This is a genomic window from Pseudomonas sp. B424, from assembly GCF_055408345.1.
In genome coordinates this window covers 259,767-286,205 of the sequence record NZ_JBUZTL010000001.1, presented here as the reverse complement: position 1 = coordinate 286,205, position 26,439 = coordinate 259,767, and the positions used below count along the sequence as shown (strand labels likewise).

Sequence of the window (26,439 nt, the reverse complement as noted above, 5' to 3'; positions counted from 1 at the left end):
CGAGCATGCCCGTTTACGGTATGCCATCACTTGATAATTGCGAAGCAGGGCGCTGGCGTCCTGCTTCAACGCGGGGATTCATGCAGACAGTGAAGGTTGATCTAGGCGAGCGTAGCTATCCGATTCATATTGGCGAAGGTTTGTTGGATCAGCCTGAGTTGCTGGCCCCGCACATTGCCGGCCGCCAAGTGGCCATAGTGACCAATACCACGGTCGCGCCACTCTATCTTGAACGTCTGACCCGCAGCCTCGCGCAGTTCTCGGTAGTACCGATCATTCTGCCCGATGGCGAATCGTTCAAGACCTGGGAAACCCTGCAACTGATTTTTGACGGCCTGCTCACCGCGCGACATGACCGCCGCACGACCGTTATCGCCTTGGGTGGCGGTGTGATCGGCGACATGGCCGGTTTTGCAGCGGCCTGCTATCAGCGTGGTGTCGATTTCATTCAAGTGCCGACTACCTTGCTGTCCCAGGTCGATTCGTCGGTGGGCGGTAAAACCGGCATCAACCACCCGCTGGGCAAAAACATGGTCGGTGCTTTCTATCAGCCCAACCTGGTGTTGATTGATACCACGACCCTTAACACCCTCCCGGCCCGCGAGCTGTCTGCAGGGCTGGCTGAAGTCATCAAGTACGGCCTGATTTGCGACGAGCCGTTCCTGACCTGGCTTGAAGACAACATGGATGCGCTGCGTGAGCTGGATCAGGTCGCCCTGACTGCCGCGATTCAACGTTCGTGCGCCGCCAAGGCTGAAGTGGTCGGCGCCGATGAGCGCGAGGCAGGCGTGCGTGCCACCCTCAACCTCGGGCATACCTTTGGCCATGCCATCGAAACCCATATGGGTTACGGCGTATGGTTGCATGGCGAGGCCGTGGCAGCGGGTACCGTGATGGCGCTGGAAATGTCCGCCCGTCTGGGCTGGATCAGCGATGCAGAGCGTGACCGCGGCATTCGGGTATTTCAGCGCGCCGGCTTGCCAGTGGTGCCGCCCGCCGAAATGACCCCGGCCGACTTTATGCAACACATGGCAGTTGATAAAAAAGTGATCGACGGTCGTATGCGACTGGTGCTGTTACGTCGCATCGGTGAAGCCACAGTGACTGACGATTATCCACAAGAGGTTCTACAAGCCACGCTGGGTGCGGATTACCGCGCACTGGCTCAGCTTAAAGGTTAATAAGATCCCGATGACTAGTTTGCATGCCGACGAGGCGTTCCTCGGTCACTTCCAGCTCAACCATGATCCCTTTGCACCACGGGTTCCGGGCTTCAAGTTTTTCCCAGCCCAGCGCAAGCCGGTGCTTGGCCAGTTGCACCACCTTGCCCGCTACAGCCAGTTGCTTTTAGTGGTTGCCGGGCCTGAGGGCAGCGGCAAAACCTTGCTGCGCCAGGCGTTGGTCGCGAGCACCAACAAGCAGTCGGTGCAGAGTGTCGTCGTCTCGGCGCGGGGCGCTGGCGATGCCGCTGGCATCTTGCGTCAGGTGGCACAAACGCTGAACGTCGAGCGCCCCGATGTGGGTTCGATTCTCAAGCAAGTGGTGCAGTTGGCGCTCACAGGGCAGGAAGTCTACTTGCTGGTCGATGATGCCGAGCAGCTCGACGAGTCTGCGCTGGAAGCGTTGCTGGCGCTGGCAGCGGGTGCGCCCGAAGGCCGTCCGCATGTGTTCCTGTTCGGCGAACCATCGATGATCGACGGGCTTGAGCAGCTAAGCGCTGATGAAGAGCGCTTCCATGTCATTGAATTGCAGCCGTACACCCTGGATGAAACCCGCGAATATCTGGCCCAGCGCCTCGAAGGTGCCGGGGCCGGGATCGAACTCTTTAGCGCTCAGCAGATCTCAGATATACACGAGAGCTCCGAAGGCTGGCCTGGCACTATCAACCAGGTCGCCCGCGATGCAATGATCGAAGCCATGATTGCCAGCCGCTCCGCGGTCAAGCGTCCAAGTATGGGGTTCAAGATGCCTAAGAAACACGTATTGGCCATTGGTGCCGTAGTGGTAGTGGCTGTTGCCGCTGCCTTTTTGATTCCGGGTCGCAGCAAGGCGCCTGCCACGCCGGGTACCGAGCAGACTCAATTGGGTCAGGCCTCGCCGAATGGTGGTGCCCAGCCGTCGGTTGATTTCGCCGGTTCTTCGCAGCCGATGCCATTGCCTCTGGTCGGGCAGTCACAGCCGGTTATGCGAGGCCCGTTGGCTGAAGCGGCTGGCGGTATTGCAGAAGGCGACGATGGCGGTGTGCCGGCAGTCGATGGCGGCGTTGCTCAGCCACCGACCGTGACCACCACTGCGCCGCCGGTTGGCGTGCCATCGGGCCCAGCGCCAGTAGCGACGCCGCGACCAACCCCTGCGCCAACCGTGGCGGTGGCCAAGCCAGCGCCAGCACCGGTCGCCAAGCCTGCTCCAGCCCCGGCAGCCAAACCTGCGGTCAAGCCGGTCGAGAAGCCGGTCACCCTGGCCAAGGCGGCCCCGGGCGGTAGCTGGTATTCCAGCCAGCCAGCCAACAATTATGTCGTGCAGATCGTCGGCACCAGTTCTGAAGCGTCTGCGCAAAGTGTCGCTAAAGAACTGGGCGGTGATGCTCGTTACTTCAAGAAAACCTTGAACGGCAAGCCTCTGTTCGTTGTGACCTACGGCAACTTCCCAAGCCATGCTGCAGCAACTGCAGCAATCAAGAACTTGCCAGCCAAGACACAGGCTGGTAAACCTTGGCCTCGCACTGTCGCCAGCGTCCAAAAAGAGCTGGCTACAGCTCGCTGATGATCCGGCGACCTTACCCAGGTCGCCGTTCTAGTCCATCAAACATCCTGCTTGAGCATGCGGCTTATTAAGCCGCATGCCTTGTGGTGTCTGCGCCGTGTGGCGGTCAACATCAAAAATGTTTTGACTAGCACGACCAATCGCTTTAAACCTTCATAAATGCGACATGAATTTACGGTTAGTCGCCGCTTAATTTGTGGGCCTTTACGGCGGTGTGTAGAATGACCACCCTTTTGCTCCTGCCAAGCTGGCGTACGTTCAGCGCGGGAAGCAAGTGGTTGAATTAAAAGAAATTTGCCCCTTTTTGGGGCAGCCTGGTGAGAAAGTGTCTATGAAAGCAGGTCTGTACCACCCCGATGAGTTCAAGGATAACTGTGGTTTCGGCCTGATTGCCCATATGCAGGGCGAGCCCAGTCATACCCTATTGCAAACCGCCATTGAAGCCCTGACCTGCATGACCCACCGCGGTGGGATCAACGCAGACGGCAAGACCGGTGACGGTTGTGGCCTGCTGATCCAAAAGCCTGATCTGTTCTTGCGTGCAACTGCCAAAGAACAGTTCGGTGCTGATCTACCCAAGCAATACGCGGTCGGCATGGTGTTTTTCAACCAGGACCCGATCAAGGCCGAAGCGGCCCGCAACAACATGAATCGCGAAATCCTCGCGGCCGGCCTGCAACTGGTGGGCTGGCGCAAGGTCCCGATTGATACCAGCGTACTGGGCCGTCTGGCTCTGGAGCGTTTGCCGCAGATCGAGCAAGTGTTTATCGCAGGCGCTGGCCTGAGCGATCAGGACATGGCAATCAAACTGTTCAGCGCCCGCCGCCGTTCTTCGGTGAGCAACGCGGCTGACACCGATCACTACATCTGCAGTTTTTCCCACAAGACCATCATTTATAAAGGCCTGATGATGCCGGCGGACCTTACCGCCTTCTATCCGGACCTGAGCGATGAGCGTCTGCAAACCGCGATTTGCGTGTTCCACCAGCGCTTCTCCACCAATACCTTGCCGAAATGGCCGCTGGCTCAGCCATTCCGCTTTCTTGCCCACAACGGCGAGATCAATACCATTACCGGCAACCGCAACTGGGCCCAGGCCCGTCGCACCAAGTTTGCCAACGACCTGATCGGCGACCTCGACGAACTCGGCCCGCTGGTCAACCGCGTGGGATCGGACTCCTCCAGCATGGACAACATGCTGGAACTGATGGTCACCGGCGGCATCGACCTGTTCCGCGGCGTGCGCATGCTGATTCCACCTGCATGGCAAAACGTTGAAACCATGGACCCCGACCTTCGGGCGTTCTATGAGTACAACTCCATGCACATGGAACCGTGGGACGGCCCGGCCGGCGTGGTAATGACCGACGGTCGTTACGCAGTCTGCCTGCTCGACCGCAACGGCCTGCGCCCTGCGCGTTGGGTGACCACCACCAATGGCTATATCACCATCGCCTCGGAAATCGGCGTATGGGACTACAAGCCTGAAGAAGTGATCGCCAAAGGCCGTGTGGGCCCGGGTCAGATCCTGGCCGTCGACACCGAAACCGGTCAGGTGCTGGACACCGATTCCATCGACAACCGCTTGAAGTCGCGCCACCCGTACAAGCAGTGGCTGCGCAAGAATGCCCTGCGCATTCAGGCAACCATTGACGACCACGACCACGGTTCGGCGTTTTACGACGTCGATCAACTCAAGCAATACATGAAGATGTACCAGGTCACGTTTGAAGAGCGCGATCAGGTGTTGCGCCCACTGGGCGAACAAGGCTACGAAGCTGTGGGCTCGATGGGTGACGACACGCCAATGGCCGTGCTGTCCCAGCGTGTGCGCACGCCGTACGATTACTTCCGCCAGCAGTTCGCGCAGGTCACCAACCCGCCGATCGACCCGCTGCGTGAAGCCATCGTCATGTCGCTCGAGATCTGCCTCGGTGCCGAACGCAACATTTTCCAGGAATCACCAGAGCATGCCTCCCGCGTGATCCTCAGTTCGCCAGTGATCTCGCCAGCCAAATGGCGTTCGCTGATGAACCTCGACCTGCCGGGTTTTGAGCGTCAGATCATCGACCTCAACTACGACGAAAGCGTCGGTCTTGAAGCGGCAGTCCGCAACATTGCCGATCAGGCCGAAGAAGCTGCTCGTGCTGGCCGTACCCAGATCGTTCTGAGCGACCGTCATATCGCGCCGGGCAAGCTGCCGGTCCACGCCTCGTTGGCTGTGGGCGCTGTGCATCACCGCCTGACCGAAAAAGGCCTGCGTTGCGACAGCAACATCCTGGTCGAAACCGCGACCGCCCGGGACCCGCATCACTTTGCGGTGCTGATCGGTTTCGGTGCCTCGGCGGTGTACCCGTTCCTGGCGTACGAAGTCCTGGGTGATTTGATCCGTACCGGTGAAGTGCTGGGCGACCTCTATGAGGTGTTCAAGAACTACCGCAAAGGCATCACCAAGGGCTTGCTCAAGATCCTGTCGAAAATGGGCATCTCGACCATTGCTTCGTACCGTGGTGCGCAGCTGTTCGAAGCCATCGGCCTGTCCGAAGAAATCTGCGACCTGAGTTTCCGTGGCGTACCAAGCCGCATCAAGGGTGCACGCTTCATCGACCTGGAAGCCGAGCAAAAGCTGTTGGCGGCCGAAGCCTGGAGCGCGCGCAAGCCGATCCAGCAAGGTGGTCTGCTCAAGTACGTCCACGGTGGCGAATACCACGCCTACAACCCGGATGTGGTCGCCACTCTGCAAGCTGCTGTGCAGCAGGGCGACTACAGCAAGTTCAAGGAATACACCTCCCTGGTCGACAAGCGCCCGGTGTCGATGATCCGCGACCTGCTCAAGGTCAAGACCCTCGATACGCCGCTGTCCATCGACGAAATCGAACCCCTGGACTCGATCCTCAAGCGCTTCGATTCGGCCGGTATCTCGCTGGGTGCCCTGTCGCCAGAAGCCCACGAGGCCTTGGCCGAAGCCATGAACCGCTTGGGCGCTCGCTCCAACTCCGGTGAAGGTGGCGAAGACCCTGCACGCTACGGCACCATCAAAAGCTCGAAAATCAAGCAAGTGGCCACTGGTCGTTTCGGTGTGACCCCGGAATATCTGGTCAACGCCGAAGTGCTGCAAATCAAGGTGGCCCAAGGCGCCAAACCGGGTGAGGGCGGGCAACTGCCAGGCGGCAAAGTGAACGGCCTGATCGCCAAGCTGCGTTACGCAGTACCCGGCGTGACCCTGATTTCACCACCGCCGCACCACGACATCTATTCCATCGAAGACTTGTCGCAGCTGATTTTTGACTTGAAACAAGTCAACCCTAAAGCCCTGGTCTCGGTGAAGCTGGTAGCAGAGGCGGGTGTAGGCACCATCGCCGCTGGCGTGGCCAAGGCCTATGCCGACCTGATCACCATCTCCGGTTATGACGGCGGCACCGGCGCATCCCCGCTGACCTCCATCAAATACGCGGGCGCACCTTGGGAGCTGGGCCTGGCGGAAACCCACCAGACCCTGCGCGGTAACGATCTGCGCGGCAAAGTGCGGGTACAGACCGACGGCGGCCTGAAAACCGGCCTGGACGTGATCAAGGCAGCCATTCTGGGCGCAGAAAGCTTCGGCTTCGGCACCGCGCCGATGATCGCCCTGGGTTGCAAATACCTGCGTATTTGCCATCTGAACAACTGCGCCACCGGCGTTGCGACCCAGAATGAGTCGCTGCGCAAGAACCACTACATCGGCACCGTCGACATGGTGATCAACTTCTTCACCTACGTGGCTGAAGAGACCCGCGAGTGGCTGGCCAAACTGGGTGTGCGCACCCTGGAAGAGCTGATCGGTCGTACCGACCTGCTGGAAATCCTGCAGGGCGAGACTGCCAAGCAGCACAACCTGGACCTGACGCCACTGCTGGGCAGCGACCATATCCCGGCGGAAAAACCACAGTTCTGCCAGGTGGAACGCAACCCGCCGTTCGACAAAGGCCTGCTGGCCGAGAAGATGGTCGATCTGGCCACTTCAGCCATCAACGACATGAGCGGTGCCGAGTTCGATCTCGATATCTGCAACTGCGATCGCTCGATCGGTGCCCGTATCTCGGGTGAAATCGCCCGCGCTCACGGCAACCAGGGCATGGCCAAAGCCCCGATCACCTTCCGCTTCAAAGGCACTGCAGGTCAGAGCTTTGGTGTATGGAACGCCGGTGGTTTAAACATGTACCTGCAAGGTGATGCCAACGACTACGTAGGCAAAGGCATGACCGGCGGCAAGCTGGTGATAGTGCCGCCCGCAGGCAGCGTCTACAAAACCCAGGACAGCGCCATTGTCGGCAACACCTGCCTGTACGGCGCAACCGGCGGCAAGCTGTTTGCAGCGGGCACGGCTGGTGAGCGTTTCGCGGTGCGCAACTCCGGTGCTCACACCGTGGTTGAAGGCACAGGCGATCACTGCTGTGAATACATGACTGGCGGTTTCGTCTGCGTATTGGGCAAAACCGGTTACAACTTCGGCTCAGGCATGACGGGCGGTTTTGCCTACGTGCTGGATCAGGACAACACCTTCGTCGACCGGGTGAACCACGAACTGGTGGAAATTCAGCGGATCAGCGGCGAAGCGATGGAGGCATATCGCAACCATCTGCAACACGTGCTGGACGAATACGTTGAGGAAACCAACAGCGAGTGGGGTCGCAACCTCTCGGAAAACCTCGATGATTACCTGCGTCGTTTCTGGATGGTCAAGCCCAAGGCTGCCAGCTTGAAATCGCTGCTTTCCAGCATCCGTGCCAACCCGCAGTGATATGCGCCTGAAAAGTTTGATGAGGTTTTAACCATGGCTGAACGTCTGAGTAACGACTTCCAGTTCATCGATGTCGGGCGCAAAGATCCGAAGAAGAAACTGTTACGTCAACGCAAAAAAGAGTTCGTGGAAATCTACGAACCCTTCAAACCCCAGCAGTCGGCCGAGCAGGCCCACCGCTGCCTGGGGTGTGGCAACCCGTACTGTGAATGGAAATGCCCGGTGCATAACTTCATTCCCAACTGGCTCAAGCTGGTGGCCGAGGGCAACATCCTCGCCGCCGCCGAACTGTCGCACCAGACCAACACCCTGCCCGAAGTGTGTGGCCGGGTGTGCCCGCAAGACCGTCTGTGCGAGGGTGCCTGCACCCTGAACGACGGTTTCGGCGCCGTGACCATCGGTTCGGTGGAGAAGTACATCACCGACACCGCCTTCGCCATGGGCTGGCGCCCGGACATGTCCAAAGTCGTACCGACCGGCAAGCGTGTGGCAATCATCGGTGCCGGCCCTGCGGGCCTGGGCTGTGCCGACGTGCTGGTGCGTGGCGGCGTGACCCCGGTGGTCTTCGACAAGAACCCGGAAATCGGCGGTCTGCTGACCTTCGGCATCCCGGAATTCAAACTCGAAAAAACCGTACTGAGCCACCGCCGCGAAGTGTTTACCGGCATGGGTATCGAGTTCCGTCTCAATACCGAAATCGGCAAGGACATCAGCATGGAACAGCTGCTGGCCGAGTACGACGCCGTGTTCATGGGCATGGGCACCTACACCTACATGAAAGGCGGTTTTGCCGGTGAAGACCTGCCGGGCGTGCACGATGCGCTGGATTTCCTGATCGCCAACGTCAACCGCAACCTTGGCTTTGAAAAGTCGCCGGAAGACTTCGTCGACATGAAAGGCAAAAAAATAGTGGTACTGGGTGGCGGCGATACGGCCATGGACTGCAACCGCACTTCGATTCGTCAGGGCGCCAAATCGGTGACCTGTGCTTATCGTCGTGACGAGGCCAACATGCCCGGTTCGCGCAAAGAGGTGAAGAACGCCAAGGAAGAAGGTGTGAAGTTCCTCTACAACCGTCAGCCAATTGCCATTGTGGGTGAAGGCAAGGTTCAAGGCGTGAAGGTGGTCGAGACCCGTCTCGGCGAGCCGGATGCCCGTGGCCGTCGCAGCCCGGAACCTATTCCGGGTTCCGAAGAGATCGTTCCGGCAGACGCCGTGATCATCGCGTTTGGTTTCCGCCCGAGCCCGGCTTCGTGGTTCGACCAGTTCGAGATCCAGACCGACAGCCAGGGCCGCGTGATTGCGCCTGAACAGTCGCAGTTCAAGCACCAGACCAGCCACCCGAAGATTTTTGCCGGTGGTGACATGGTGCGCGGTTCTGACCTGGTGGTGACCGCGATCTTCGAAGGCCGTACTGCGGCTGAAGGGATCATGGATTACCTGGGCGTCTAGCCCAATCCCCCTGTGGGAGCAGGCTTGCCCGCGATGGGATCAACTCGGTCTGCTGATCAATCGAGTTATCTGTATCGCGAGCAAGCCCGCTCCCACAGTTGTTTCACGGTGTTGCCAAATACCGCGTTACACCGCGTCAAATCGCCCCGATAGATAAAAGGCACGGCACTTGCCGTGCCTTTTGCGTCCGTCTCTGAGAAAATGCCCTCACTTTTTTTCCGGATGCTGACATGACTGTTCTCAAGAATGACCGTTTCCTTCGCGCTTTGCTCAAGCAACCCGTAGACGTAACGCCTGTCTGGATGATGCGTCAGGCCGGCCGCTATCTGCCGGAGTACCGTGCCAGCCGCGCCAAGGCCGGCGATTTCATGAGCCTGTGCAAGAACGCCGAATTCGCCTGTGAAGTCACCATGCAGCCTCTGGACCGCTTCCCGCAGCTGGATGCGGCCATCTTGTTCTCCGATATCCTGACCATCCCTGATGCGATGGGCCAGGGCCTGTATTTCGAAACCGGCGAAGGTCCGCGCTTCAAAAAAGTGGTCAGCACCTTGGCTGACATCGAAGCGCTGCCTATTCCTGATCCGCAAAAAGATCTCGGTTATGTGATGAGCGCGGTCAGCACCATTCGCCGCGAGCTTAACGGCCGCGTACCGCTGATTGGCTTCTCCGGCAGCCCGTGGACCCTGGCCACCTACATGGTCGAAGGCGGCTCGTCCAAGGACTTCCGCAAAACCAAGGCCATGCTCTATGACACCCCGCAAGCCATGCACCTGCTGCTCGACAAGCTGGCGCAGTCGGTGACGTCCTACCTCAACGGTCAGATCCTGGCCGGTGCCCAGGCGGTACAGATCTTCGATACCTGGGGCGGCAACCTGTCGTCGGCGGCGTATCAGGAATTCTCCCTGGCTTACATGCGCAAAATCGTCAGCGGCCTGATCCGCGAACATGAAGGCCGCAAGGTGCCGGTGATCCTGTTCACCAAGAACGGCGGTCTGTGGCTCGAAAGCATTGCCGATGTTGGCGCTGATGCGCTGGGTCTGGACTGGACCTGCGACCTGGGCGAAGCCCGCCGTCGCGTTGGCAGCAAAGTGGCGCTGCAAGGCAACATGGACCCAACCGTGCTGTACGCCAACCCGGAAGCGATCCGCACCGAGGTCAAGCGCATCCTGGCCAGCTACGGCAACGGTTCGGGCCACGTGTTCAACCTGGGCCATGGCATCACCCCGGAAGTGAAACCTGAGCATGCTGGCGCCTTCATCAGTGCGGTACACGAGTTCTCGGGGCAATATCACGAGTAAGGTCAAACCCTTTTAAAAAACCCGGCAAATGCCGGGTTTTTTTATGCACATAAGTTATGTCAGTCCGTCTATGGGTTTGATTTAGACAAACTTTAAATTAAGAAGATTTATCCGCCTCACGTTGCAGATTTTTCCTACATACATGTCTTTTGCTGTCCGTAGAATTCGCTCGACATTTCTTTACGTTAATAAACAAAAAAGGGGCTGGTGCGGGGGTAGTACTTGGTGTGGTAGTTGGTTTTGGTCTGCTGCACAAGTGTAACCATAAGTTTCATTGCGGATGTTAGTAATAAAGTATGTACCTCTCTTTGTAATGCTGTGAACAGTATTTTAAATGGCTGTATCGAACGCAGTGGGCGGTACCAACCGCTCAATAATAATAAGTTAAGGAGTTATGTATGAAATTTGCACTTTCTAAGTCTTGGACTTCGATGAGGTGTGCATCTTCGGTGGCACTGATGGCTACTATGTTGGCGCCGCAGCAGGTGGCGGCACATGGCTATATGAACGAGCCGCCTTCGAGGGCGTATGCCTGCAGGCTGGCCCTTAATACCAACTGCGGGCCGGCTGAGTATGAGCCGCAAACAGTGGGTGAAGCGCCTAAAGGCTTCCCAGCATTTGGACCTGCCGATGGCAAGATCCCGAGCGGTGGCAATGCCATGTTTTCGGCTCTGGACGCCCAATCTGCAACGCGCTGGCATCTGACCGAAATCAAGGACCGCAACACCGAATTCAGCTGGTTCTACACGGCGGCCCATAAAAGTACCAAATGGGAATACTTCATCACCAAAACCGATTGGAACCCTAATCGGCCGCTCACCCGTGATGACTTTGACCTGACCCCGTTTTGTAGCGCTGAAGGCGGCGGCGGTGTGCCGATTGACGGTGCAGCGGGCGGCAATGGCCCGGCAGCCAAAAAGCACGCCTGTGTGATTCCGTCTGACCGTACTGGCCAACACGTGATATTGGGTGCCTGGACGGTCGATGATACCGCGGCAGCTTTCTACGACGTGGTTGATGTCAATATTACCGCTGAGGGGCCAACGCCTGATGGCTGGACCAAGGTGGGTGCGCTGACGCCGACTCACCCATTGCTGCCAGGCGATACCGTCAAGGCCCGGGCCTTTACCGGCAGCGCTGAAAGTGCTGAATACAGCTTCTCGATCGGTATCGACTCGGCGGAAGAAGGCCTGCCGGAAAACTGGTCCTACAAGTTGGCACAAACCGTTAACGCGGCAGACAAGTCAGTACGTGCCGGTGTTCGCAACGAAGAAGGCACCATTGAACCGATCAAAGGCGCCAACACCTTCTACGCCAAGGCTCAAACCGGCGTAACCAATTACCAGATGCAGACCAGCATGGTTCCGGACCCGTCGGCCTACATGCATGTGCATGATGTCGCCGCCGAGTACGTATTGGACAAAGGTCAGGGCAACGTCAGCCTCACCCTGATGACCAATAAAAACATCACGGTTGAAGCCACTGTTTACAACGAACGTAACAAACAAGTGGGTTACACCAAGCAGACCATCAATGCGACGACCGCGCCATTGAGCGTGGCGGTCAGCAGCGCGCCGGGTGCTCATTCTCTGAAGTTGATTGCCAGCAGTGCAGATGGTCGTGAAAACTTCCAGGACTTGAAAACCCTGAACTTGACCGGTGAAGGCGGTGGTCTGGAGTACGACGCGATCTACCCGGAAGGCTTCAATGCTTACAAAGCGGGCACCACAGTGTTGCAGCCAAAAACCGGCCTTGTGTACGAATGCAAGCCGTGGCCGGTTTCGGGTTACTGCGCACAATACTCGCCTACGGCCACTCAGTTCGAACCGGGTACCGGCTCGCACTGGAACATGGCGTGGATTGAGAAGTAAGCATTCCTGAGTAACACCGAACTGTTCGTTATGGACAGTTCGGTTTTATAAGCAGTCAGGGAATTGTCGTCGATGAACACTATTAACTATTCAATATTGCAAAAAGTACTGCATGCACTTTCTGCGCTGTTGATTATTTGGTTGGTTGTGTCGGGTTTTTATGTGGCGCTTGTCAGTGAAGCGGCCAGGTATAAACAAGTTATTGGCAATATTAATGTTTCGTTGAGTGTGCTGCTCATACCTGTTTTTATGCTCAGGCTTTATGTGTCCTTTGGTCGCGGTAGTCCGGCTGTTATAGACGTTAAAAATCTTACGCCATGGTTGGTTTTTTTTATTCATACGATGATGTATCTGATCGTTGTAACGGTTTTGATTTCTGGTGTGTTGATGATGGACAAGCCGATCAGTTTTTTTAATGTTGCCAGTGTTCCTCAACCGTTAAACACCCGTGAGACCCATGAATTTTTTGCGCGCATTCATCGGCTGGCCAGCGCGGTATTGGCATTGTTGGTCACCGTGCATGTGGCGGCGGTAATCAAACACCACTGTTCGGGCCGCCCCATTATCAAACGCATGTTCTCGTGAAACGTAACCGAACAATAGGGTTTACCGGGACGGCAAAGGCATCCAGATGAGACGGTTTTGAACAATCCGAGATTCGTGAAGAATCGCTATTGGCCATCAGCACTGGCATGGGTTTCGCTGACATCGCCCTTGGGTTATGCCGGCTATTTGGCGTGGCAAGAGCAGGTGTATCGCGAGTCTCTGCGGGCAGTGCCCGCGTTTGCGCCTATCAGTGCGGTGCCTGCGCGTAGCCCCGAGCTTTTTCAACCCCAGGCCATTGCCACTGTGCTTGGTCTGGGTGTTCAGGACGCCTGGGTAGCTAGCACTGAAGCCTTGCAGTTGCAGGCCAGTATTGTGTCGAGCCAGGGCGTGTCCCAAGCCCTATTGGCTGACGCCGAGGGCGCTCGGTTTTACGCGGTAGGTGAACGCTTGCCGGGTGGCAGCGCTTTACGCCGTATCGAGGCCAGCTACGTGGTGCTTTGGCGTAATGGCCGTGAAGAGCGCCTGACCCTCAAGCCCGCGAGCCAGCATCTGATCCCGGCGGCGGCCACCCACACCGGCCCGCCTGCCACTTCCCTTCATCTGCGGCCCCGTGCCGTAAACCCTCGAGAGACGCAATGATCAGTTCACGTGTGTTTTGCATCAGCTATCTAATGGCCTGCGCAGTGTTGTTTGCACATTCAGCGCTGGCCAGCGGGCAGTATTGGCGCTTGGCGATGAAAGATGCGCAACTGCGTGATGTGGTGCAGGAAATGTCCGCCGTGCTCGGTACAACCGTGGTGCTCGACCCTCGGGTGCAGGGCCGGATCACGGTTATCTCCGAGCAGGAACTGGATCGTGAAGGTGTGCGTCGACTGTTTTACTCAGTGCTGGATGCTCAGGGATTCTCCATCATCGACCAAGGCGATCGTTTATTGATCATTCCTGCGGGCGAAGCCAAAACCCAAGCAAGCCATGTCGATGCGCAGTCCGCCCCGGCTCAAGCATTCGTCACCCGGGTCATCGAACTCAATACCAGCGTTGCCGCCGACCTGGCGGGCCTGTTGCGACCACTGGTGTCCAGCAATGGTTATGTGGGGCCTTCAGCCTCGGCCAATGCGCTGATCATCACCGATACCGTCGCCAATACGCGGCGCATTAGCGAAATCGTTCGCCAGCTGGATGCCGGCACGCGTTATGGGCACTCGGTGGTCAAGCTCAAGCATGGCCTGGCCAGCGATATTGCCGCAGTCATGGAACAGTCGCTCGACAAAAAAACCACCGGGGCGAGCAGCCAGGTGATAGCGGACACGTCGAGCAGCCGTCTGGTGATTCTGGGCAGTGACGCGGTGCGCAAGCGACTGAGCACACTGGCCCGCTCGCTCGACACACCGGCCAATGCCCAGCAAGAAAACTCACGGGTTATTCGTCTGCGCCACAGTGATGCCAAGCAACTGGCCGATGTGCTCACGTCGGTAGGCCAAGGCATGAAACAAGAAACCGCCTTGGCCGGTGCGACTCAAAAAGTCTCGGCCCGCGAGGTCTTGGTGGCGGCCGATACCAGTCAAAACGCCTTGGTCCTGATGGCAGATCCCGCGCAAGTTCGAACCCTGGAAAACATCGTGCGCCAGCTCGATCAGCCGCGCTCGCAGGTGTTGATCCACGCTGCGATTGTCGAAATCTCCGGCGATATTGTCGAAGCCCTTGGCGTGCAATGGGGTATGAACACCGGGGGGGCCAAAGGCGGGGTTAACTTCCCTGGCACCAATATTCAAATCGGTGCGCTGTCCGGTAGCGAAGCCAAACTGCCTGAAGGGGCAGTGCTGCAACTGGGCGGTGATCGCTTCAACGCACTGATATCGGCCTTGGCCAGCGATACCAACAACAACGTGCTGTCTACACCGAGCCTGTTAACCCTGGACAATCAGGAGGCGCAAATTCTGGTGGGGCAAAACGTGCCATTGAAAACCAGTACTCAGCCCGGTGACGGTTACGGTTTAAACAACCCCTACACCACGTTTACCCGCCAAGACATCGGCATCAGTCTCAAAATCAAGCCGCACATCAACGAAGGCAGCTCGCTGCGCCTGGAAGTCGAGCAGGAGAACTCCGAGATAGCGCCTACGTTGCAAGGCGTCGACTCGACTGACCTGATCACCAACAAGCGCTCTTTAAAAAGCACCATTTTGGCCGAAGACGGTGAAATCATCGTGATAGGCGGATTGATCAAAGACAGCATCCGCACCCAGCAAAGCGGTGTGCCGTTACTGCGCAGCATTCCGTATTTGGGCGCCTTGTTTCGCTGGAACAAAGACACTCATACCAAAACCAATTTGATGGTTTTTTTGCGCCCGACCATTGTGCGCAGCAAACACGATATTCGCGAGATCAGCGAAAGCCGTTACAACGCATTGCGCAACCTTCGTCAGCCTGCCGCCAAAGGTAACAACTCGTTGTCGTTACCCGTCGATCCACAGCAAATGTTCGAAGGCAGCATGCAAGACCCGTCCACGGTCGACCTGCTCCAGCCCAAAGCAGCTCGCCCATGACACGCTTGCCTTTCGGCTTCGCTCGACGCTTAGGGGTGTTGCTGGACGCTACCACCACCCCGGCAACCTTGTGGATTCGCGCGGATACACCCTTGGCCGCACTGGCTGAATCGCAGCGCTGCGCAGGGCATGCAGTCGTGGTGCAGGGGCTGTCGGATACGCATTTCAGCGACTATCTGGCGCGCAGCTACAGCGCCGGGCAAAGCGCCGCCGAGCAGGTGGCCCAAGGGCTGGACGACGAACTCGACCTGATGAGCCTGGCCGAGCAAGTGCCGCAAACCGCAGACCTGCTGGAGCAAGAAGGTGACGCCCCGATCATTCGCCTGATCAACGCCTTATTGCGCGAAGCCATGCGCGAGAAAGCCTCGGACGTACACCTTGAAACCTTCGAGCATTACCTGTCGGTGCGCATGCGCATCGACGGTCAATTGCGCGAAGTGCTCAGGCCCAAGCGCGAACTGGCCAACTTGCTGGTGTCGCGGATCAAGGTCATGGCCAGGCTGGATATCGCTGAAAAACGCGTGCCCCAGGATGGCCGCATCAGCCTGCGGCTGGCCGGGCATGAAGTGGATGTGAGGGTTTCAACCTTGCCCTCGGCCCACGGCGAGCGCGTGGTCATGCGTTTGCTCGACAAGCAGGCCGGGCGCCTGGACCTCAAATGCCTGGGCATGCCCGCCGACACCCTGGGTCGCTTTGAACAGATCCTGGCGCGGCCCCACGGGATTTTCCTGGTAACCGGCCCCACGGGCTCGGGCAAAACCACCAGTCTGTATGCCGCGCTCAGCCATCTCAACCACCAAACCCGCAACATTTTGACCGTCGAAGACCCGGTGGAATATCACTTGCCGGGTATCGGTCAAACGCCGGTCAACACCAAGGCCGACATGACATTCGCCCGTGGTTTGCGAGCGATTTTGCGCCAGGACCCGGACGTGGTCATGGTCGGCGAAATCCGCGATCACGAAACCGCCGAAATCGCCGTGCAGGCCTCACTGACCGGGCACCTTGTGCTGTCGACCCTGCACACCAACAGCGCCATCGGCGCGGTCACCCGGCTGGTGGACATGGGCGTCGACGCCTACCTGTTGGCGTCCTCGCTGGTCGGTGTATTGGCTCAGCGCCTGCTGCGCACGTTGTGCGCCGACTGCAAAGCGCCGTACCCCGCCGACCTGTCCACCTGCGCTCGGCTCGGGCTCGACGCCCATGCCACTGCAACCCTGTTTCGTGCCCAGGGCTGCAGTCTCTGCCAGCAAGGCTACCGCGGGCGCACCGGGATCTACGAACTGATCAGCATCACCCCGACCCTGGCCGGCTTGATCCACCAGGGTGCCAGTGAGCCGGACCTGGCCCGGGAAGCGCGCCAACGATCAGCCAGTTTGTTTCAGGACGGTCAGCGCCTGGTACTTGAAGGCCTGACCAGTCTCGACGAATTGCTGCGCGTTACCCAGGAGGACTGAGCATGCCAGCCTTTGAGTACCGGGCTCAGGACGCCAATGGCCGCTGCTGTCGAGGGCTGCAAGAGGCGGAGAGTGCCCGTCATGCACGCCAGCTCCTGCGCGAGCGGGGCCTGCGTATTACTCGCTTGAGCGGGGCCAAAAACAGTCGCCAGGCCGGGCGTCACGCGCAGTCGGGGACGCGGATAGGGGGCACCGACCTGGCCCTGCTCACGCGCCAGCTGTCGACCCTGATTCATGCCGGTTTACCCCTTGAAGAAGCCTTGGGCGCGGTGGCGGCGCAAAGTGAAAAACGCGCGGTGAGCAACTTGTTGGCCGCCGTGCGCAGCCGAGTGATCGAGGGGCACGCGCTGGCCACGGCACTGGCGGCGTTTCCCCGGGCGTTCCCTGAACTGTTCCGCGCCACGGTCGCCGCCGGCGAGCGTAGTGGCCATCTGGGTCATGTGCTGGAGCAACTGGCCGACTACACCGAAGCCCGTCAGACCTCGCGCCAGAAAATTCAACTGGCACTGGTCTATCCGATGATCCTGATGTTCGCCTCGGTGGCCATCGTCGGCTTCTTGCTCGGTTACGTGGTGCCGGACGTGGTGAAGATTTTTATCGACAGCGGCCAGCCATTACCCGTGCTGACCCAGGCCATGATCGCCATCAGCAGCGGTTTGCGCAGCTACGGCTGGCTCCTTCTGCTGCTGTTGCTCGCAGGCGCCAGCGCCGCGCGCTGGGCCTTGCGTCAACCCCGGCTAAGGCTGCGCTGGCATGCGCTGTTGCTTGACCTGGTGCTGGTAGGCGGCGTACTGCGAGCGATGGAAGCTGCGCGGTTTGCCAGCACCTTGGCGATTTTGGGCAAGAGCGCCGTCCCCCTGGTAGATGCTCTGGAAATCTCGGCTGTGGTGATTGCCAACCTGGCCATCCGTCAGCGCATGCACGATGTCGCCCGTACCGTACGCGAAGGCGGCACCCTGGCCCGGGGCCTGGAACGCAGCGGCGATATCCCCCCGATGATGCTGCACCTGATCGCCAGCGGCGAACGCGCCGGCGAGCTGGACAGCATGCTGGCACGGGCCGCCGAGCAGCAGGAAAAAACCCTCGCGGCGCGTATTGCGCTGGTGGTGAGCTTGTTCGAACCGATCATGCTGGTGCTGATGGGCGGCGTTGTCATGCTGATCGTCATGGCCATTTTGTTGCCGATTCTTAGCCTCAATCAACTGGTGAATTGACCGATGAAAACCTCCTCGAAATCCACGCAACGCGGCTTCACCCTGATCGAAATCATGGTGGTAGTGGTGATTATTGGTGTGCTGGGCGCCATCGTGGTGCCGCAGTTTATGAGCCGCCCGGATCAAGCCAAAGTCACCGCCGCGCGCACCGACATCCAGGCGATATCCACCGCCCTGGAAATGTACCGGCTCGACACCTTCAACTACCCCTCCACCCAGCAGGGCCTGGAAGCCCTGACCACCCGGCCGGCCGGCCCCCCCGTGGCGAAAAACTGGAACCCCCAGGGCTATCTGAAAAACATGCCGCTGGACCCGTGGGGCACACCCTATCAATACCTGAATCCGGGCACCCACTCGGCCGGTTACGACCTGTTCTCCTTGGGCTCGGACGGAGTCGCCGGCGGTGAAGGCTATGGCGCAGACATCGGCAACTGGAGCAATTAAGGCATGCGCCAGAGTACGGCGGGTTTTACCTTGATCGAGTTGATGGTGGTCATTGTGCTCATCGGCGTACTCGTCTCGATGGTGCATATCAGCCTGGGCGACAACAACCCCCGGCACGCGCGCCAGGAAGCAGGCGCGTTGCTCGGCCTGATGCACGGCGTGCGCGAAAAGGCCGTACTGGAAGGCCAGGAATATGGCCTGCGGCTGGAGCCAGCGGCCTACCAACTGATGCGCTTCGACGGTGAGCAATGGCAGGCGCTCGAGCCACGGGTATCGCTGCCTGACGGGTTGCTCCTCGCGCTGACCCTGGAGGGGCAAGATCAGCCACTGATCGCCGGCGCGGGCACGCCGCAGTTGTTGTGGCTGAGCAGCGATGAAAGCACTGTATTCAGCCTGCACTTTGACAGCCCGCCGCAGCGCTGGCGCAGCATTGTCAGCGATGGCCTTGGCGATGCCGTGATCGACGTGCCTGAGGCTGGCCATGAAGTATGAAAAGGGCTTCACCCTGTTGGAAATCATGGTCGCGCTCGCCGTTTTCGCCACGTTGGCGGCGGCGCTCATGTCTGCTAGCCAGTATGTGCTGGGGCAGAGCGCGCGGGTCGAGGCTCGACTATTCGGCGCGTGGCTGGCCGACAACCACCTCAGCGAATTGCAACTGCAAACCCAGCCCCCGCCGCAGGGGCAACGAACCCTTGATGTGAGTTTTGCACAGCGTGATTGGCGCCTGAGCCAACGTATCGTGGCCGAACCCGGCACGGGGCTGCTGCGCGTTGAACTGAGTGTCAGCCCGGTGGGCAGCGAGCATGCCCGGCAGTCGCTGACCCACTGGATAGCGGCCACACATGACTAAGCCGCAGGCGGGCTTCACCCTGCTCGAACTGGTGATTGCCATCGCTATTTTCGCGTTGCTGGGCATAGGTTGCTGGCGCCTGTTTGACACCATCGTGCGCGCCGAGCGCAACAGCAGTGCCCATGAACAGGCCCTGCGCAGCTTGCAACGGGCAGTAGGGTTGATCGAGCGTGATGTACTGCAGGTTCAGACCTCGGCCAAGCAGCCGGGGATCCAGCTGCTACCCGATCAACTGACCCTGCGCCGTGGCAACTGGCGCAACCCGCTGGGCCAACCGCGCAGCGAACTGCAAGACATCAGCTACCGGCTCGAAAACGGTGTGCTTTGGCGCTACAGCCAGGGCCGGGACTTGCCCGTGCTGCAAAAACAAAAACTGCTCAGCGATGTACGCGACTTGAGTTGGCGTTTGTTTGATCCCGACAGCGGCTGGCGCAGCGATTGGCCCAACGGCAAAGCCGCCCCAAACACCACGCCCAGAGCGCTGGAAATTCAGTTTTCGGTCGGACGCTTCGAACGCGTGCGCCGGGTGCTGCTGTTACCGGAGGGTGAGTAATGCGTCGGGGTCAGCAAGGCATTGCGCTGATTACCGTGCTGCTGGTCATGAGCCTGGCGCTGCTGATCACCGCAGGCATGCTTCGCAGCCAGCGATTGGCACTGCACAGCAGCGCTCAACAGATTCACCAACTGCAACTGCGCCAATTGAGTTTCGCCGGTGAAGCCTGGGGGCGCCTGCGTTTGCGCGATCTGCTGGTCGATCCGCAAGCCGTCGTAGCCGCCCAACAAGCCTGGGCCACGGGAACGCCGACAATGGGCATCGACAATGGCCAGGTCGAGGTGCAGATCGAAGATCTGGCAGGGCGCTTTGACATCAGCGCATTGCTCGGCAAAGAGCCGGTCAATAAGGTGACGGCGCAACGCTGGCTGCGCCTGCAAACCCTGCTCGAACTGCCTCCCATACCCGCCAGTGCCTTTCAAGGCCTGAGCCTGAGCGACATCAGCCAATTGCGCCAAGTCCCCGGCGTCGATGCACAGTGGTATACGCACATGCAGCCGTGGCTCGCGCTCTTGGGCACAGGCGCAGCGCTCAACATCAACACCGCCCCTGCCACGTTGTTGGCGACTCTTGAAGGCGTGACGCCAGACGTGGCGCGCAGGCTTGTGAGCGAGCGTGGGCTGCAAGGTTATGCCAGCGTCCAGGACTTCACCTTCACGCCGGCGCTGATCGGGCTGGGCGTCAATAGCCAGGGGTTGGGCGTCAATAGCCGCTGGTTTCGGATCACCACGGATGTCCGTTTGGGGGCGCGTCGCTTGCGCCTTGAAAGTGATGTGGCCCGAGATCCGGTTACAGGTCAATGGCACCTCTTGCAGCGGCGTTTTCAAGCGCCCACACACAGCGAACCTTCTCGATGAACAGCTGGCTATATCTCACCGCGAAAGACTTCGCACACCACGGCGAAATCGACTTTTGCAACGCACGCGTCTATCTGTGGCACGACCACACCGCCCCCCATTGCAGCGCGCTGAGCGAAGCCGCGCCAGCACTTAAAGGCCGTGAGGTAAAGCTGATCCTGCCGATGGAAATGTGCAGTTGGCTGTTGACCGAACCCTGGCCGGGCAGAAGTCGGCCCACGGCTCAAAGCCTGGCATTCAGCGTCGAAGATCAACTGGCTGACGACCTGGATGACTTGCATATCGCCGTCGGGCCGGTGCAGACACCACCGCGCTACCCCCTGCTGGTAACGCACAAACAGCGGCTCAAGGATGTGCTCAAGCAGCTTCGCGAGTGCGGGCTCAACATTGTCAGCGCCCATGCGGATGCCGACCTGTTACCCCGCGATCAGGCTTATGGCGCCTGGTGGGACGGGCGCTGGCTGATCGGCGGTGCCCTTGATGCACGGCTGGCGCTATCGGCCCAAAGCCTTGAAGCGGTCAAAACGTTGCTGCCTCAGGCAATGGTCTGGCTACCCGAACAGGCGCGAGCCCCGTTTAGCCCACATGGGATTAACCTGCTGCAAGGCGAGTTCAGGCAAGCCTCCACACGCCTGCCCTGGCGCGGGCTCAGCGCTGCACTGTTGCTGGTATTTAGTCTGGCGCTGGGGTTCACCCACCTGCGCAGCGCTTTTCTGGAAGGCGAAGCGGCGAGCTTGTACGCCCTCAGCGAGCAGCGTTTCAAAGCCCTCTACCCCGAGCAAGCCCGCATCGTTGACCTGTCCGCGCAACTCAAGGCAGTGCAACAACAAGGCGCGACCCCGGGCACCGGCCACCTGGTGCGACTGCTCCAACTGACCGAACAGGTGATTGGCGCCAGCAGTGTCGAAGTGCAACGCATGGAGTGGCGCGCGGGTGTCGGCTGGGCACTGAACATCACGGCCAGCAGTTTTGCCGAAGTTGAACAACTGCGCGCGCGCGGTGTGCAGAGCGCACTGCCTATCACCCTGGGTAACGCCAGCCAGCAGGGCAATCGGGTGCAGGCATTACTCACTTTGGAGGACGTGCGATGAACGCTGTTTTACGTGAACGCTGGCAACACCTGGCGCGTCGTGACCGTCAGCTGTGCGCCGTACTGGCCGTGTTCTTGCTGGCGGTGTTCGGCGTTTACGGGCTTTGGCTGCCAGCGCAGCAGCGGTTAGAGGGGGCCCAGGCGCTGTACTTTAAAAATGTGGCACTCGCGGATCAAATACAGCGGGCCCGGCCAGCGTCAGCAGCGAAGGTTTCTGATCAGCCATTGGCCTCGCGCTTGAGCGAAAGTGCTGCGGGTTCTGGGCTAAACGTTGAGCAGTTCGAGTTGGACACCGGTGGCGTACGTATCAGCCTGAACGGGGATGCCGTAGCGGTACTGGGCTGGCTCAACCGCATCGAACAGGAAGGCGCGCGCTTCGCAAGTCTGATCCTGGAAAAACGCGACAGCAGCCTCCAGGCCCGGCTACAGATCAACAACTGACGCTTAACGTGTAGCCGCTGTCGCAGGCTGCGTTCGAACGCGAAGCGGTCGCGCTCTTGAGTTCGCCGCAAGGTCTTGCGGACCTTATCGCAACCTGCGCCAGCGGCTACAGAGAGTGGGCATTTATGCGCGTTGCGCATTCCCCGGCAGCACCGGCAACCTGGCCAGGTGCAGTGCCACCAGGAGCGCAATCACCAGCAAACCGCCGATAAACAGGCCGATACCGTTCCAGCCCGCAAGGTGCCAGAACACCCCGCCCAAGGTGCCGGCGATGCTGGAGCCTGCGTAGTAGCTGAACAGGTACAGCGACGACGCCTGCCCCTTGGCTTTCGTGGCCCGGCGGCCGATCCAGCTGCTGGCCACCGAGTGCGCGCCAAAGAAGCCGAACGTGAACAACAACATGCCTATCACCACGAAAGCGATGGGCTCCAGCATGGTCAGCGCGATCCCGGCCAGCATCAGCACAATCACGGCCCACAGTACTTTGCGTCGGCCCAGCCTGTCCGCCAGCGCGCCAATCTGCGCCGAGCTGTAAATCCCGGACAGGTAGACAATCGACAGCAACCCCACCACGGCCTGATTCATGTTGTACGGATCGGCCAGCAGGCGATAACCGATGTAGTTGAACAGCGTCACAAAGCTGCCCATCAGCAGGAAAGCCTCAAGGAACAGCCACGGCAGTCCGGCATCGCGAAAGTGCATGGTGAAGCCGTCAAGCAGGCTGCGCGGGTTCATGGCCCGTGGGCGGAAGTTGCGCGATTCGGGCAGGATTTTCACGAACACCATCGCTGCTGCCAGCGCCAGGCCGCCGATCACCAGCATTGCCGTGTGCCAGCTCACAAAGTCGATCAACACGCCGCTGATCAAGCGGCCACTCATGCCGCCAATCGCATTGCCACCGATATAAAGCCCCATCGCCAAGCCGATGTGTTGTGGGTGAATCTCTTCGCTCAAGTAGGTCATCGCCACTGCCGCCAGGCCGCTGAGGGACAGACCCACCAGCGCGCGGGTAATCAGTACCCCTTCCCAGGTCGGCATCAGCGCGCTGAGCATGGTAAAGGCAGCGGCAGAAAACAGCGCGAAGACCATCACCGGCTTGCGCCCGAAGGCATCGGAAATGGGCCCGGTAATCAGAAGGCCAATGGCTAGCATCGCCGTGGCGACGGAAAGAATCAGACTGCTCTGCGCGGCATTGATCCCGTATTCATGGGACAGCACCGGCATCATCGGTTGTACGCAATACAGCAGGGCGAAGGTAGCAAAACCGCCTGAAAACAGCGCCAGCACCGTGCGCATAAACATCGGGGTGCCTTTCTCGATAAACACGTCATTCAGTTGCGCGACAACATCATCCAGTGCAGTCGGCGGGACTTCGTGGGCGAGAGGGGCGACAGCAGTTTTCACGGGGGACCTCAGAAAAGCGTAAAGCCGAGCGGCAATGGCAAAAGAATATAGGTGGCTATCGATTCTTTCCAATATATTATTCGACCTGTTTAATAGGTTTTACGACTTAATGGAGTTTGTATGGAACTGCGCCATTTGCGCTACTTCATCGCCGTTGCCGAAGAGCTGCACTTTGGCCGCGCCGCCCAGTTGCTGGGCATCTCGCAACCGCCGTTAAGCCAGCAAATACAGGCGCTGGAGCAGGAACTGGGGGCGCGGCTGTTTGACCGTACCAACCGTCGGGTTGAGCTGAGCGAAGCGGGGCGGCTGTTTCTGGAAGAGGCCCGTCTGGTGCTTGCCCAGGTCGACAAGGCCGCGGACGTGGCCCGTCGTGCGCAGTTGGGTGAACTGGGTGAGTTGAAGATTGGTTTCACTTCATCGGCGCCGTTCAACTCCAGCATTCCCCAGGCGATTTTTGCGTTTCGCCAGGCCTTCCCGGCAGTGCACCTGAACCTCAAGGAAATGAGCAGCCGCGAGGTGGCTGAGGGGCTGGTGGATGAAACCATCGAGGTCGGCATCATGCGGCCGCTGGCGCTGCCTGATTCATTGAGCACAGTGGAGTTGTTTCGCGAGCCGCTGGTGGCGGTGATCCGGGCCGACCATCCGCTGGCAGAAGGCAGCGAGCAGGGCTTGCAGCTGGCGGCGTTGGCAGATGAGCCTTTTGTGTTCTTTCCGCGCAGTTACGGCAGCGGGCTGTACGCGCAGTTGCTGAGCCTGGCGCGGCAAGCGGGTTTCAGCCCGCACTTTTCGCAGGAAGCGGGTGAGGCCATGACCATCATCGGTCTGGTGTCGGCGGGGCTGGGCGTTTCAGTGTTGCCGGCGTCGTTCCAGCACATGCGGATCAAGGGCGTGGTGTATCGGCCGTTGCTTGATCCGGACGCCAACACGGCAGTGTGGCTGGTGCAGCGCAAGGGCAACAACTCACCGATGGCGAATGCGTTTGCACAGCTGCTTACGCGCAAGACGGTGGAGGCGCTGTAGAGGTTTACCTGATAACTGTCAGTTGATATGGCAGTCTTACTGCATAGGTTTCTTACAAATGTGGGGGGGACGACGTTCGCTAACAGCGCAAGTTTTTCGTTAATTTGGCTCCCTACTTTTGAAGGGGATGCTTATGAAAAATGCACGTTACGCATTGCTCGCCGTCTGGTGCTACTTACTCTTGGGGTGTGGCACGGTTAATACCGTGCTGAAGGGTGATGAAGTCACCCGCCGTAATCTCAAGCAAGAAAAAACCTATTGTGAGTCCATCCCTCGTGTGTACAGCGGCGTGTCATACAATCTATGCATTCTGCACGGTCCGCCCCAGCACATCGAGGTTGTGACCTTGGGGTTTATTCCTTTGCAGATCCTGGACTTCATCCCTTCCGCGATTCTCGACACACTTGCCCTGCCGTATACGATTTACCGTCAGAGCGAGGATGGCAATATTGATATCAGGGGTTAATCGCTGAATATATGCCCAATACCCGCAGGCGCTACCGAAGGCAGCGCCTTTGTTTTATGCGCGCCTTAGTTGGGCAACAACTTATCCACAGACGTTTTGACCTGCTGAATCAAATGCACCACCGTCAGCGCCACATCGCGGTTCAGGCCTTGCAGGTTATCGGCCGACGCATAGGCCGTCGCGATGGCGCAGCGCAGCAGTTCTTCGGTGTGTTCGAGGGCTTGTTCTACTTCGGGTGTGTGAGTCATGGTTAGCTTTTCCATATCAAGTTGGGAGCTTTCACCATTTGCTTGCACACAAAGAGGGTGGCAGCTGTACGCGGGTGTGCAAGACCGAGGATATAGAACTCGGCAGACTCGAAAGTCTCCCGCGCACAGCCGCCATAAACCGGCTGGTGTTGCAGCGCTATATCCAACGGACTTGCACATCCGGTCACCCATGGGGGATGACGTACCGGAGGCTAGCGATCGAAAGAGACAGGCGCAAGGCCCAAGGATTCTCTAGGAATCGTCCTGCAAATGAAAGAGATCGCTCTCGCGGTTGGCCCCTAATATTTTATTTAACAAAATGGCCTTTCTGGCGAAAGGGAAGTGTAGGGAGCTGATTCTTCAGGTGTAGCCTTGGGGTTACCTTTTGCGGATGGTTGAGATCAAGGAGAAAACTTGTGACTGAAAATTTCACTCGTTGGGACAGTACCGAATCCCTTAAAACGGAAGAAAATATTGGGCATTACCTTGACGCATGCATGGACGAAGCCGGGGATGATCCCGCCTTCATTGCCAAAGCGCTTGGCCGGGTTGCCAAGGCGCGTGAGACTCTGAGGCCCCTGGGCAAACAGCCGCCGCAGAGCCAGACAGACGCAATGCGATGACAAGCCAGTCTGTTTGTAAATAAGGCGCCGAAAGGCGCCTTTGTCATGTCAGGGGTACCGCAAAAATCGAGTGTTACTGCGGATTCATCAGCGCCGCTTCCGACAGCTGCCTGGCGGTACGTTCGTTCTGGTTGTCTTTCAAGTCACGCACGATGCCCATGTCCAGCAGACGTACCCAGCGAATGTAGTTCTTGTGAATCTTGCCGTCTTTGTAGTCCAGCCCGCTGCTGTCGCGGTAGACGATTTGGTAGTGGTTGGCGCTGTACGGAATGTCGATTTCGGCGTGGTATTGCTCACGCACGGTGATTTGCGCCTGCACCAGCTGCGGGGTGATTTTTTGCACCGTCCAGCCACGGGCCACCAGTGTTTTAACGATGGCCTGTTGCATTTGCGCACGGTCGCTGTGGATCGACGCATGCAGAGTGCGGTCCGGGTTGAGTATGGGTTTGCTGGTGCAGGACACGGTGCCCAGCAGGGCCAGGGCAATCAGGGTAATACGCAGCAAGCAAGACATTC

The 26,439-nt window shown here is 59.0% G+C and carries 24 protein-coding genes; 21 read left to right on the top strand and 3 right to left on the bottom strand.

Annotated features, from left to right (window positions below):
• The first annotated feature begins 80 nt into the window (after window positions 1–80).
• From aroB to gspM, 18 genes are all read left to right on the top strand, one after another.
• Window positions 81–1,181, top strand: a complete 1,101-nt coding sequence (gene aroB, locus ACZRMS_RS01120) for a 3-dehydroquinate synthase (RefSeq protein WP_463993755.1) — start codon at window positions 81–83, stop codon at window positions 1,179–1,181.
• Between the two features lie 10 nt (window positions 1,182–1,191).
• The gene (locus tag ACZRMS_RS01115; RefSeq protein WP_463993754.1) at window positions 1,192–2,763 is read left to right on the top strand and encodes an AAA family ATPase; all 1,572 of its coding nucleotides are present in this window, start codon (window positions 1,192–1,194) and stop codon (window positions 2,761–2,763) included.
• Window positions 2,764–3,094: 331 nt separating this feature from the next.
• Window positions 3,095–7,543: a glutamate synthase large subunit gene (gene gltB, locus ACZRMS_RS01110; RefSeq protein ID WP_463993753.1), complete on the top strand. Its 4,449-nt coding sequence runs from the start codon at window positions 3,095–3,097 to the stop codon at window positions 7,541–7,543.
• A 33-nt stretch (window positions 7,544–7,576) separates the two neighbouring features.
• Window positions 7,577–8,995 carry an FAD-dependent oxidoreductase gene (locus tag ACZRMS_RS01105; RefSeq protein WP_048360434.1) on the top strand — a complete coding sequence of 473 codons (1,419 nt, stop codon included), beginning with the start codon at window positions 7,577–7,579 and terminating at the stop codon, window positions 8,993–8,995.
• Window positions 8,996–9,225: 230 nt separating this feature from the next.
• On the top strand, window positions 9,226–10,293 hold the full coding sequence (hemE, locus tag ACZRMS_RS01100; RefSeq protein ID WP_463993752.1) for a uroporphyrinogen decarboxylase: 1,068 nt from the start codon (window positions 9,226–9,228) through the stop codon (window positions 10,291–10,293).
• 398 nt (window positions 10,294–10,691) lie between these two features.
• Window positions 10,692–12,164: an N-acetylglucosamine-binding protein GbpA gene (gene gbpA, locus ACZRMS_RS01095; RefSeq protein WP_463993751.1), complete on the top strand. Its 1,473-nt coding sequence runs from the start codon at window positions 10,692–10,694 to the stop codon at window positions 12,162–12,164.
• Window positions 12,165–12,236: 72 nt separating this feature from the next.
• On the top strand, window positions 12,237–12,749 hold the full coding sequence (locus tag ACZRMS_RS01090; RefSeq protein ID WP_463993750.1) for a cytochrome b: 513 nt from the start codon (window positions 12,237–12,239) through the stop codon (window positions 12,747–12,749).
• Window positions 12,750–12,806: 57 nt separating this feature from the next.
• Window positions 12,807–13,349, top strand: coding sequence for a type II secretion system protein N (locus tag ACZRMS_RS01085; RefSeq protein WP_463993749.1), 543 nt, complete (start codon window positions 12,807–12,809; stop codon window positions 13,347–13,349).
• Window positions 13,346–15,256: a type II secretion system secretin GspD gene (gene gspD, locus ACZRMS_RS01080; protein ID WP_463993748.1), complete on the top strand. Its 1,911-nt coding sequence runs from the start codon at window positions 13,346–13,348 to the stop codon at window positions 15,254–15,256. Before ACZRMS_RS01085 ends, gspD begins: the two co-directional genes overlap by 4 nt.
• Window positions 15,253–16,713: a type II secretion system ATPase GspE gene (gspE, locus tag ACZRMS_RS01075; protein ID WP_463993747.1), complete on the top strand. Its 1,461-nt coding sequence runs from the start codon at window positions 15,253–15,255 to the stop codon at window positions 16,711–16,713. The genes gspD and gspE overlap by 4 nt, the downstream gene beginning before the upstream one ends.
• 2 nt (window positions 16,714–16,715) lie before the next feature.
• A complete protein-coding gene (gene gspF / locus ACZRMS_RS01070; RefSeq protein WP_463993746.1) occupies window positions 16,716–17,927 on the top strand; it encodes a type II secretion system inner membrane protein GspF in 1,212 nt (403 codons plus the stop codon).
• A gap of 3 nt (window positions 17,928–17,930) precedes the next feature.
• A complete protein-coding gene (gene gspG, locus ACZRMS_RS01065; RefSeq protein ID WP_463993745.1) occupies window positions 17,931–18,371 on the top strand; it encodes a type II secretion system major pseudopilin GspG in 441 nt (146 codons plus the stop codon).
• A 3-nt stretch (window positions 18,372–18,374) separates the two neighbouring features.
• The gene (gene gspH, locus ACZRMS_RS01060) at window positions 18,375–18,863 is read left to right on the top strand and encodes a type II secretion system minor pseudopilin GspH (protein WP_463993744.1); all 489 of its coding nucleotides are present in this window, start codon (window positions 18,375–18,377) and stop codon (window positions 18,861–18,863) included.
• Entirely contained in the window at window positions 18,853–19,221 is a 369-nt protein-coding gene (gene gspI, locus ACZRMS_RS01055) for a type II secretion system minor pseudopilin GspI (protein WP_463993743.1), read from the top strand. Before gspH ends, gspI begins: the two co-directional genes overlap by 11 nt.
• Window positions 19,214–19,774 carry a type II secretion system minor pseudopilin GspJ gene (gene gspJ, locus ACZRMS_RS01050; RefSeq protein ID WP_463993742.1) on the top strand — a complete coding sequence of 187 codons (561 nt, stop codon included), beginning with the start codon at window positions 19,214–19,216 and terminating at the stop codon, window positions 19,772–19,774. The genes gspI and gspJ overlap by 8 nt, the downstream gene beginning before the upstream one ends.
• A complete protein-coding gene (locus ACZRMS_RS01045; RefSeq protein ID WP_463993741.1) occupies window positions 19,774–20,631 on the top strand; it encodes a type II secretion system minor pseudopilin in 858 nt (285 codons plus the stop codon). The genes gspJ and ACZRMS_RS01045 overlap by 1 nt, the downstream gene beginning before the upstream one ends.
• Window positions 20,628–21,722, top strand: coding sequence for a type II secretion system protein GspL (gene gspL, locus ACZRMS_RS01040; RefSeq protein WP_463993740.1), 1,095 nt, complete (start codon window positions 20,628–20,630; stop codon window positions 21,720–21,722). Before ACZRMS_RS01045 ends, gspL begins: the two co-directional genes overlap by 4 nt.
• Entirely contained in the window at window positions 21,719–22,162 is a 444-nt protein-coding gene (gspM, locus tag ACZRMS_RS01035; RefSeq protein ID WP_463993739.1) for a type II secretion system protein GspM, read from the top strand. The genes gspL and gspM overlap by 4 nt, the downstream gene beginning before the upstream one ends.
• Before the next feature lie 123 nt (window positions 22,163–22,285).
• On the opposite strand, the gene ACZRMS_RS01030 is transcribed toward gspM, so the two are convergent.
• Window positions 22,286–23,518: an MFS transporter gene (locus ACZRMS_RS01030; RefSeq protein ID WP_463993939.1), complete on the bottom strand. Its 1,233-nt coding sequence runs from the start codon at window positions 23,516–23,518 to the stop codon at window positions 22,286–22,288.
• A gap of 168 nt (window positions 23,519–23,686) precedes the next feature.
• Between ACZRMS_RS01030 and ACZRMS_RS01025 the strand changes: the two genes are divergently transcribed.
• Window positions 23,687–24,586, top strand: a complete 900-nt coding sequence (locus tag ACZRMS_RS01025) for a LysR family transcriptional regulator (protein ID WP_463993738.1) — start codon at window positions 23,687–23,689, stop codon at window positions 24,584–24,586.
• Window positions 24,587–24,719: 133 nt separating this feature from the next.
• Window positions 24,720–25,052 carry a YceK/YidQ family lipoprotein gene (locus tag ACZRMS_RS01020; RefSeq protein ID WP_463993737.1) on the top strand — a complete coding sequence of 111 codons (333 nt, stop codon included), beginning with the start codon at window positions 24,720–24,722 and terminating at the stop codon, window positions 25,050–25,052.
• 65 nt (window positions 25,053–25,117) lie between these two features.
• On the opposite strand, the gene ACZRMS_RS01015 is transcribed toward ACZRMS_RS01020, so the two are convergent.
• Window positions 25,118–25,300: a DUF6124 family protein gene (locus ACZRMS_RS01015; protein WP_463993736.1), complete on the bottom strand. Its 183-nt coding sequence runs from the start codon at window positions 25,298–25,300 to the stop codon at window positions 25,118–25,120.
• 416 nt (window positions 25,301–25,716) lie between these two features.
• Between ACZRMS_RS01015 and ACZRMS_RS01010 the strand changes: the two genes are divergently transcribed.
• On the top strand, window positions 25,717–25,923 hold the full coding sequence (locus ACZRMS_RS01010; protein ID WP_463993735.1) for a helix-turn-helix domain-containing transcriptional regulator: 207 nt from the start codon (window positions 25,717–25,719) through the stop codon (window positions 25,921–25,923).
• Between the two features lie 73 nt (window positions 25,924–25,996).
• On the opposite strand, the gene ACZRMS_RS01005 is transcribed toward ACZRMS_RS01010, so the two are convergent.
• A complete protein-coding gene (locus tag ACZRMS_RS01005) occupies window positions 25,997–26,437 on the bottom strand; it encodes a hypothetical protein (protein ID WP_463993734.1) in 441 nt (146 codons plus the stop codon).
• Between the last annotated feature and the right edge of the window lie 2 nt (window positions 26,438–26,439).

Coding starts and splice junctions, on each gene's coding strand:
- aroB (WP_463993755.1), top strand. CDS start 81: ATGCAGACAGTGAAGGTTGATCTAGGCGAGCGTAGCTATCCGATTCAT.
- ACZRMS_RS01115 (WP_463993754.1), top strand. CDS start 1,192: ATGACTAGTTTGCATGCCGACGAGGCGTTCCTCGGTCACTTCCAGCTC.
- gltB (WP_463993753.1), top strand. CDS start 3,095: ATGAAAGCAGGTCTGTACCACCCCGATGAGTTCAAGGATAACTGTGGT.
- ACZRMS_RS01105 (WP_048360434.1), top strand. CDS start 7,577: ATGGCTGAACGTCTGAGTAACGACTTCCAGTTCATCGATGTCGGGCGC.
- hemE (WP_463993752.1), top strand. CDS start 9,226: ATGACTGTTCTCAAGAATGACCGTTTCCTTCGCGCTTTGCTCAAGCAA.
- gbpA (WP_463993751.1), top strand. CDS start 10,692: ATGAAATTTGCACTTTCTAAGTCTTGGACTTCGATGAGGTGTGCATCT.
- ACZRMS_RS01090 (WP_463993750.1), top strand. CDS start 12,237: ATGAACACTATTAACTATTCAATATTGCAAAAAGTACTGCATGCACTT.
- gspD (WP_463993748.1), top strand. CDS start 13,346: ATGATCAGTTCACGTGTGTTTTGCATCAGCTATCTAATGGCCTGCGCA.
- gspE (WP_463993747.1), top strand. CDS start 15,253: ATGACACGCTTGCCTTTCGGCTTCGCTCGACGCTTAGGGGTGTTGCTG.
- gspF (WP_463993746.1), top strand. CDS start 16,716: ATGCCAGCCTTTGAGTACCGGGCTCAGGACGCCAATGGCCGCTGCTGT.
- gspG (WP_463993745.1), top strand. CDS start 17,931: ATGAAAACCTCCTCGAAATCCACGCAACGCGGCTTCACCCTGATCGAA.
- gspH (WP_463993744.1), top strand. CDS start 18,375: ATGCGCCAGAGTACGGCGGGTTTTACCTTGATCGAGTTGATGGTGGTC.
- gspI (WP_463993743.1), top strand. CDS start 18,853: ATGAAGTATGAAAAGGGCTTCACCCTGTTGGAAATCATGGTCGCGCTC.
- gspJ (WP_463993742.1), top strand. CDS start 19,214: ATGACTAAGCCGCAGGCGGGCTTCACCCTGCTCGAACTGGTGATTGCC.
- ACZRMS_RS01045 (WP_463993741.1), top strand. CDS start 19,774: ATGCGTCGGGGTCAGCAAGGCATTGCGCTGATTACCGTGCTGCTGGTC.
- gspL (WP_463993740.1), top strand. CDS start 20,628: ATGAACAGCTGGCTATATCTCACCGCGAAAGACTTCGCACACCACGGC.
- gspM (WP_463993739.1), top strand. CDS start 21,719: ATGAACGCTGTTTTACGTGAACGCTGGCAACACCTGGCGCGTCGTGAC.
- ACZRMS_RS01025 (WP_463993738.1), top strand. CDS start 23,687: ATGGAACTGCGCCATTTGCGCTACTTCATCGCCGTTGCCGAAGAGCTG.
- ACZRMS_RS01020 (WP_463993737.1), top strand. CDS start 24,720: ATGAAAAATGCACGTTACGCATTGCTCGCCGTCTGGTGCTACTTACTC.
- ACZRMS_RS01015 (WP_463993736.1), bottom strand. CDS start 25,300: ATGACTCACACACCCGAAGTAGAACAAGCCCTCGAACACACCGAAGAA.
- ACZRMS_RS01005 (WP_463993734.1), bottom strand. CDS start 26,437: ATGTCTTGCTTGCTGCGTATTACCCTGATTGCCCTGGCCCTGCTGGGC.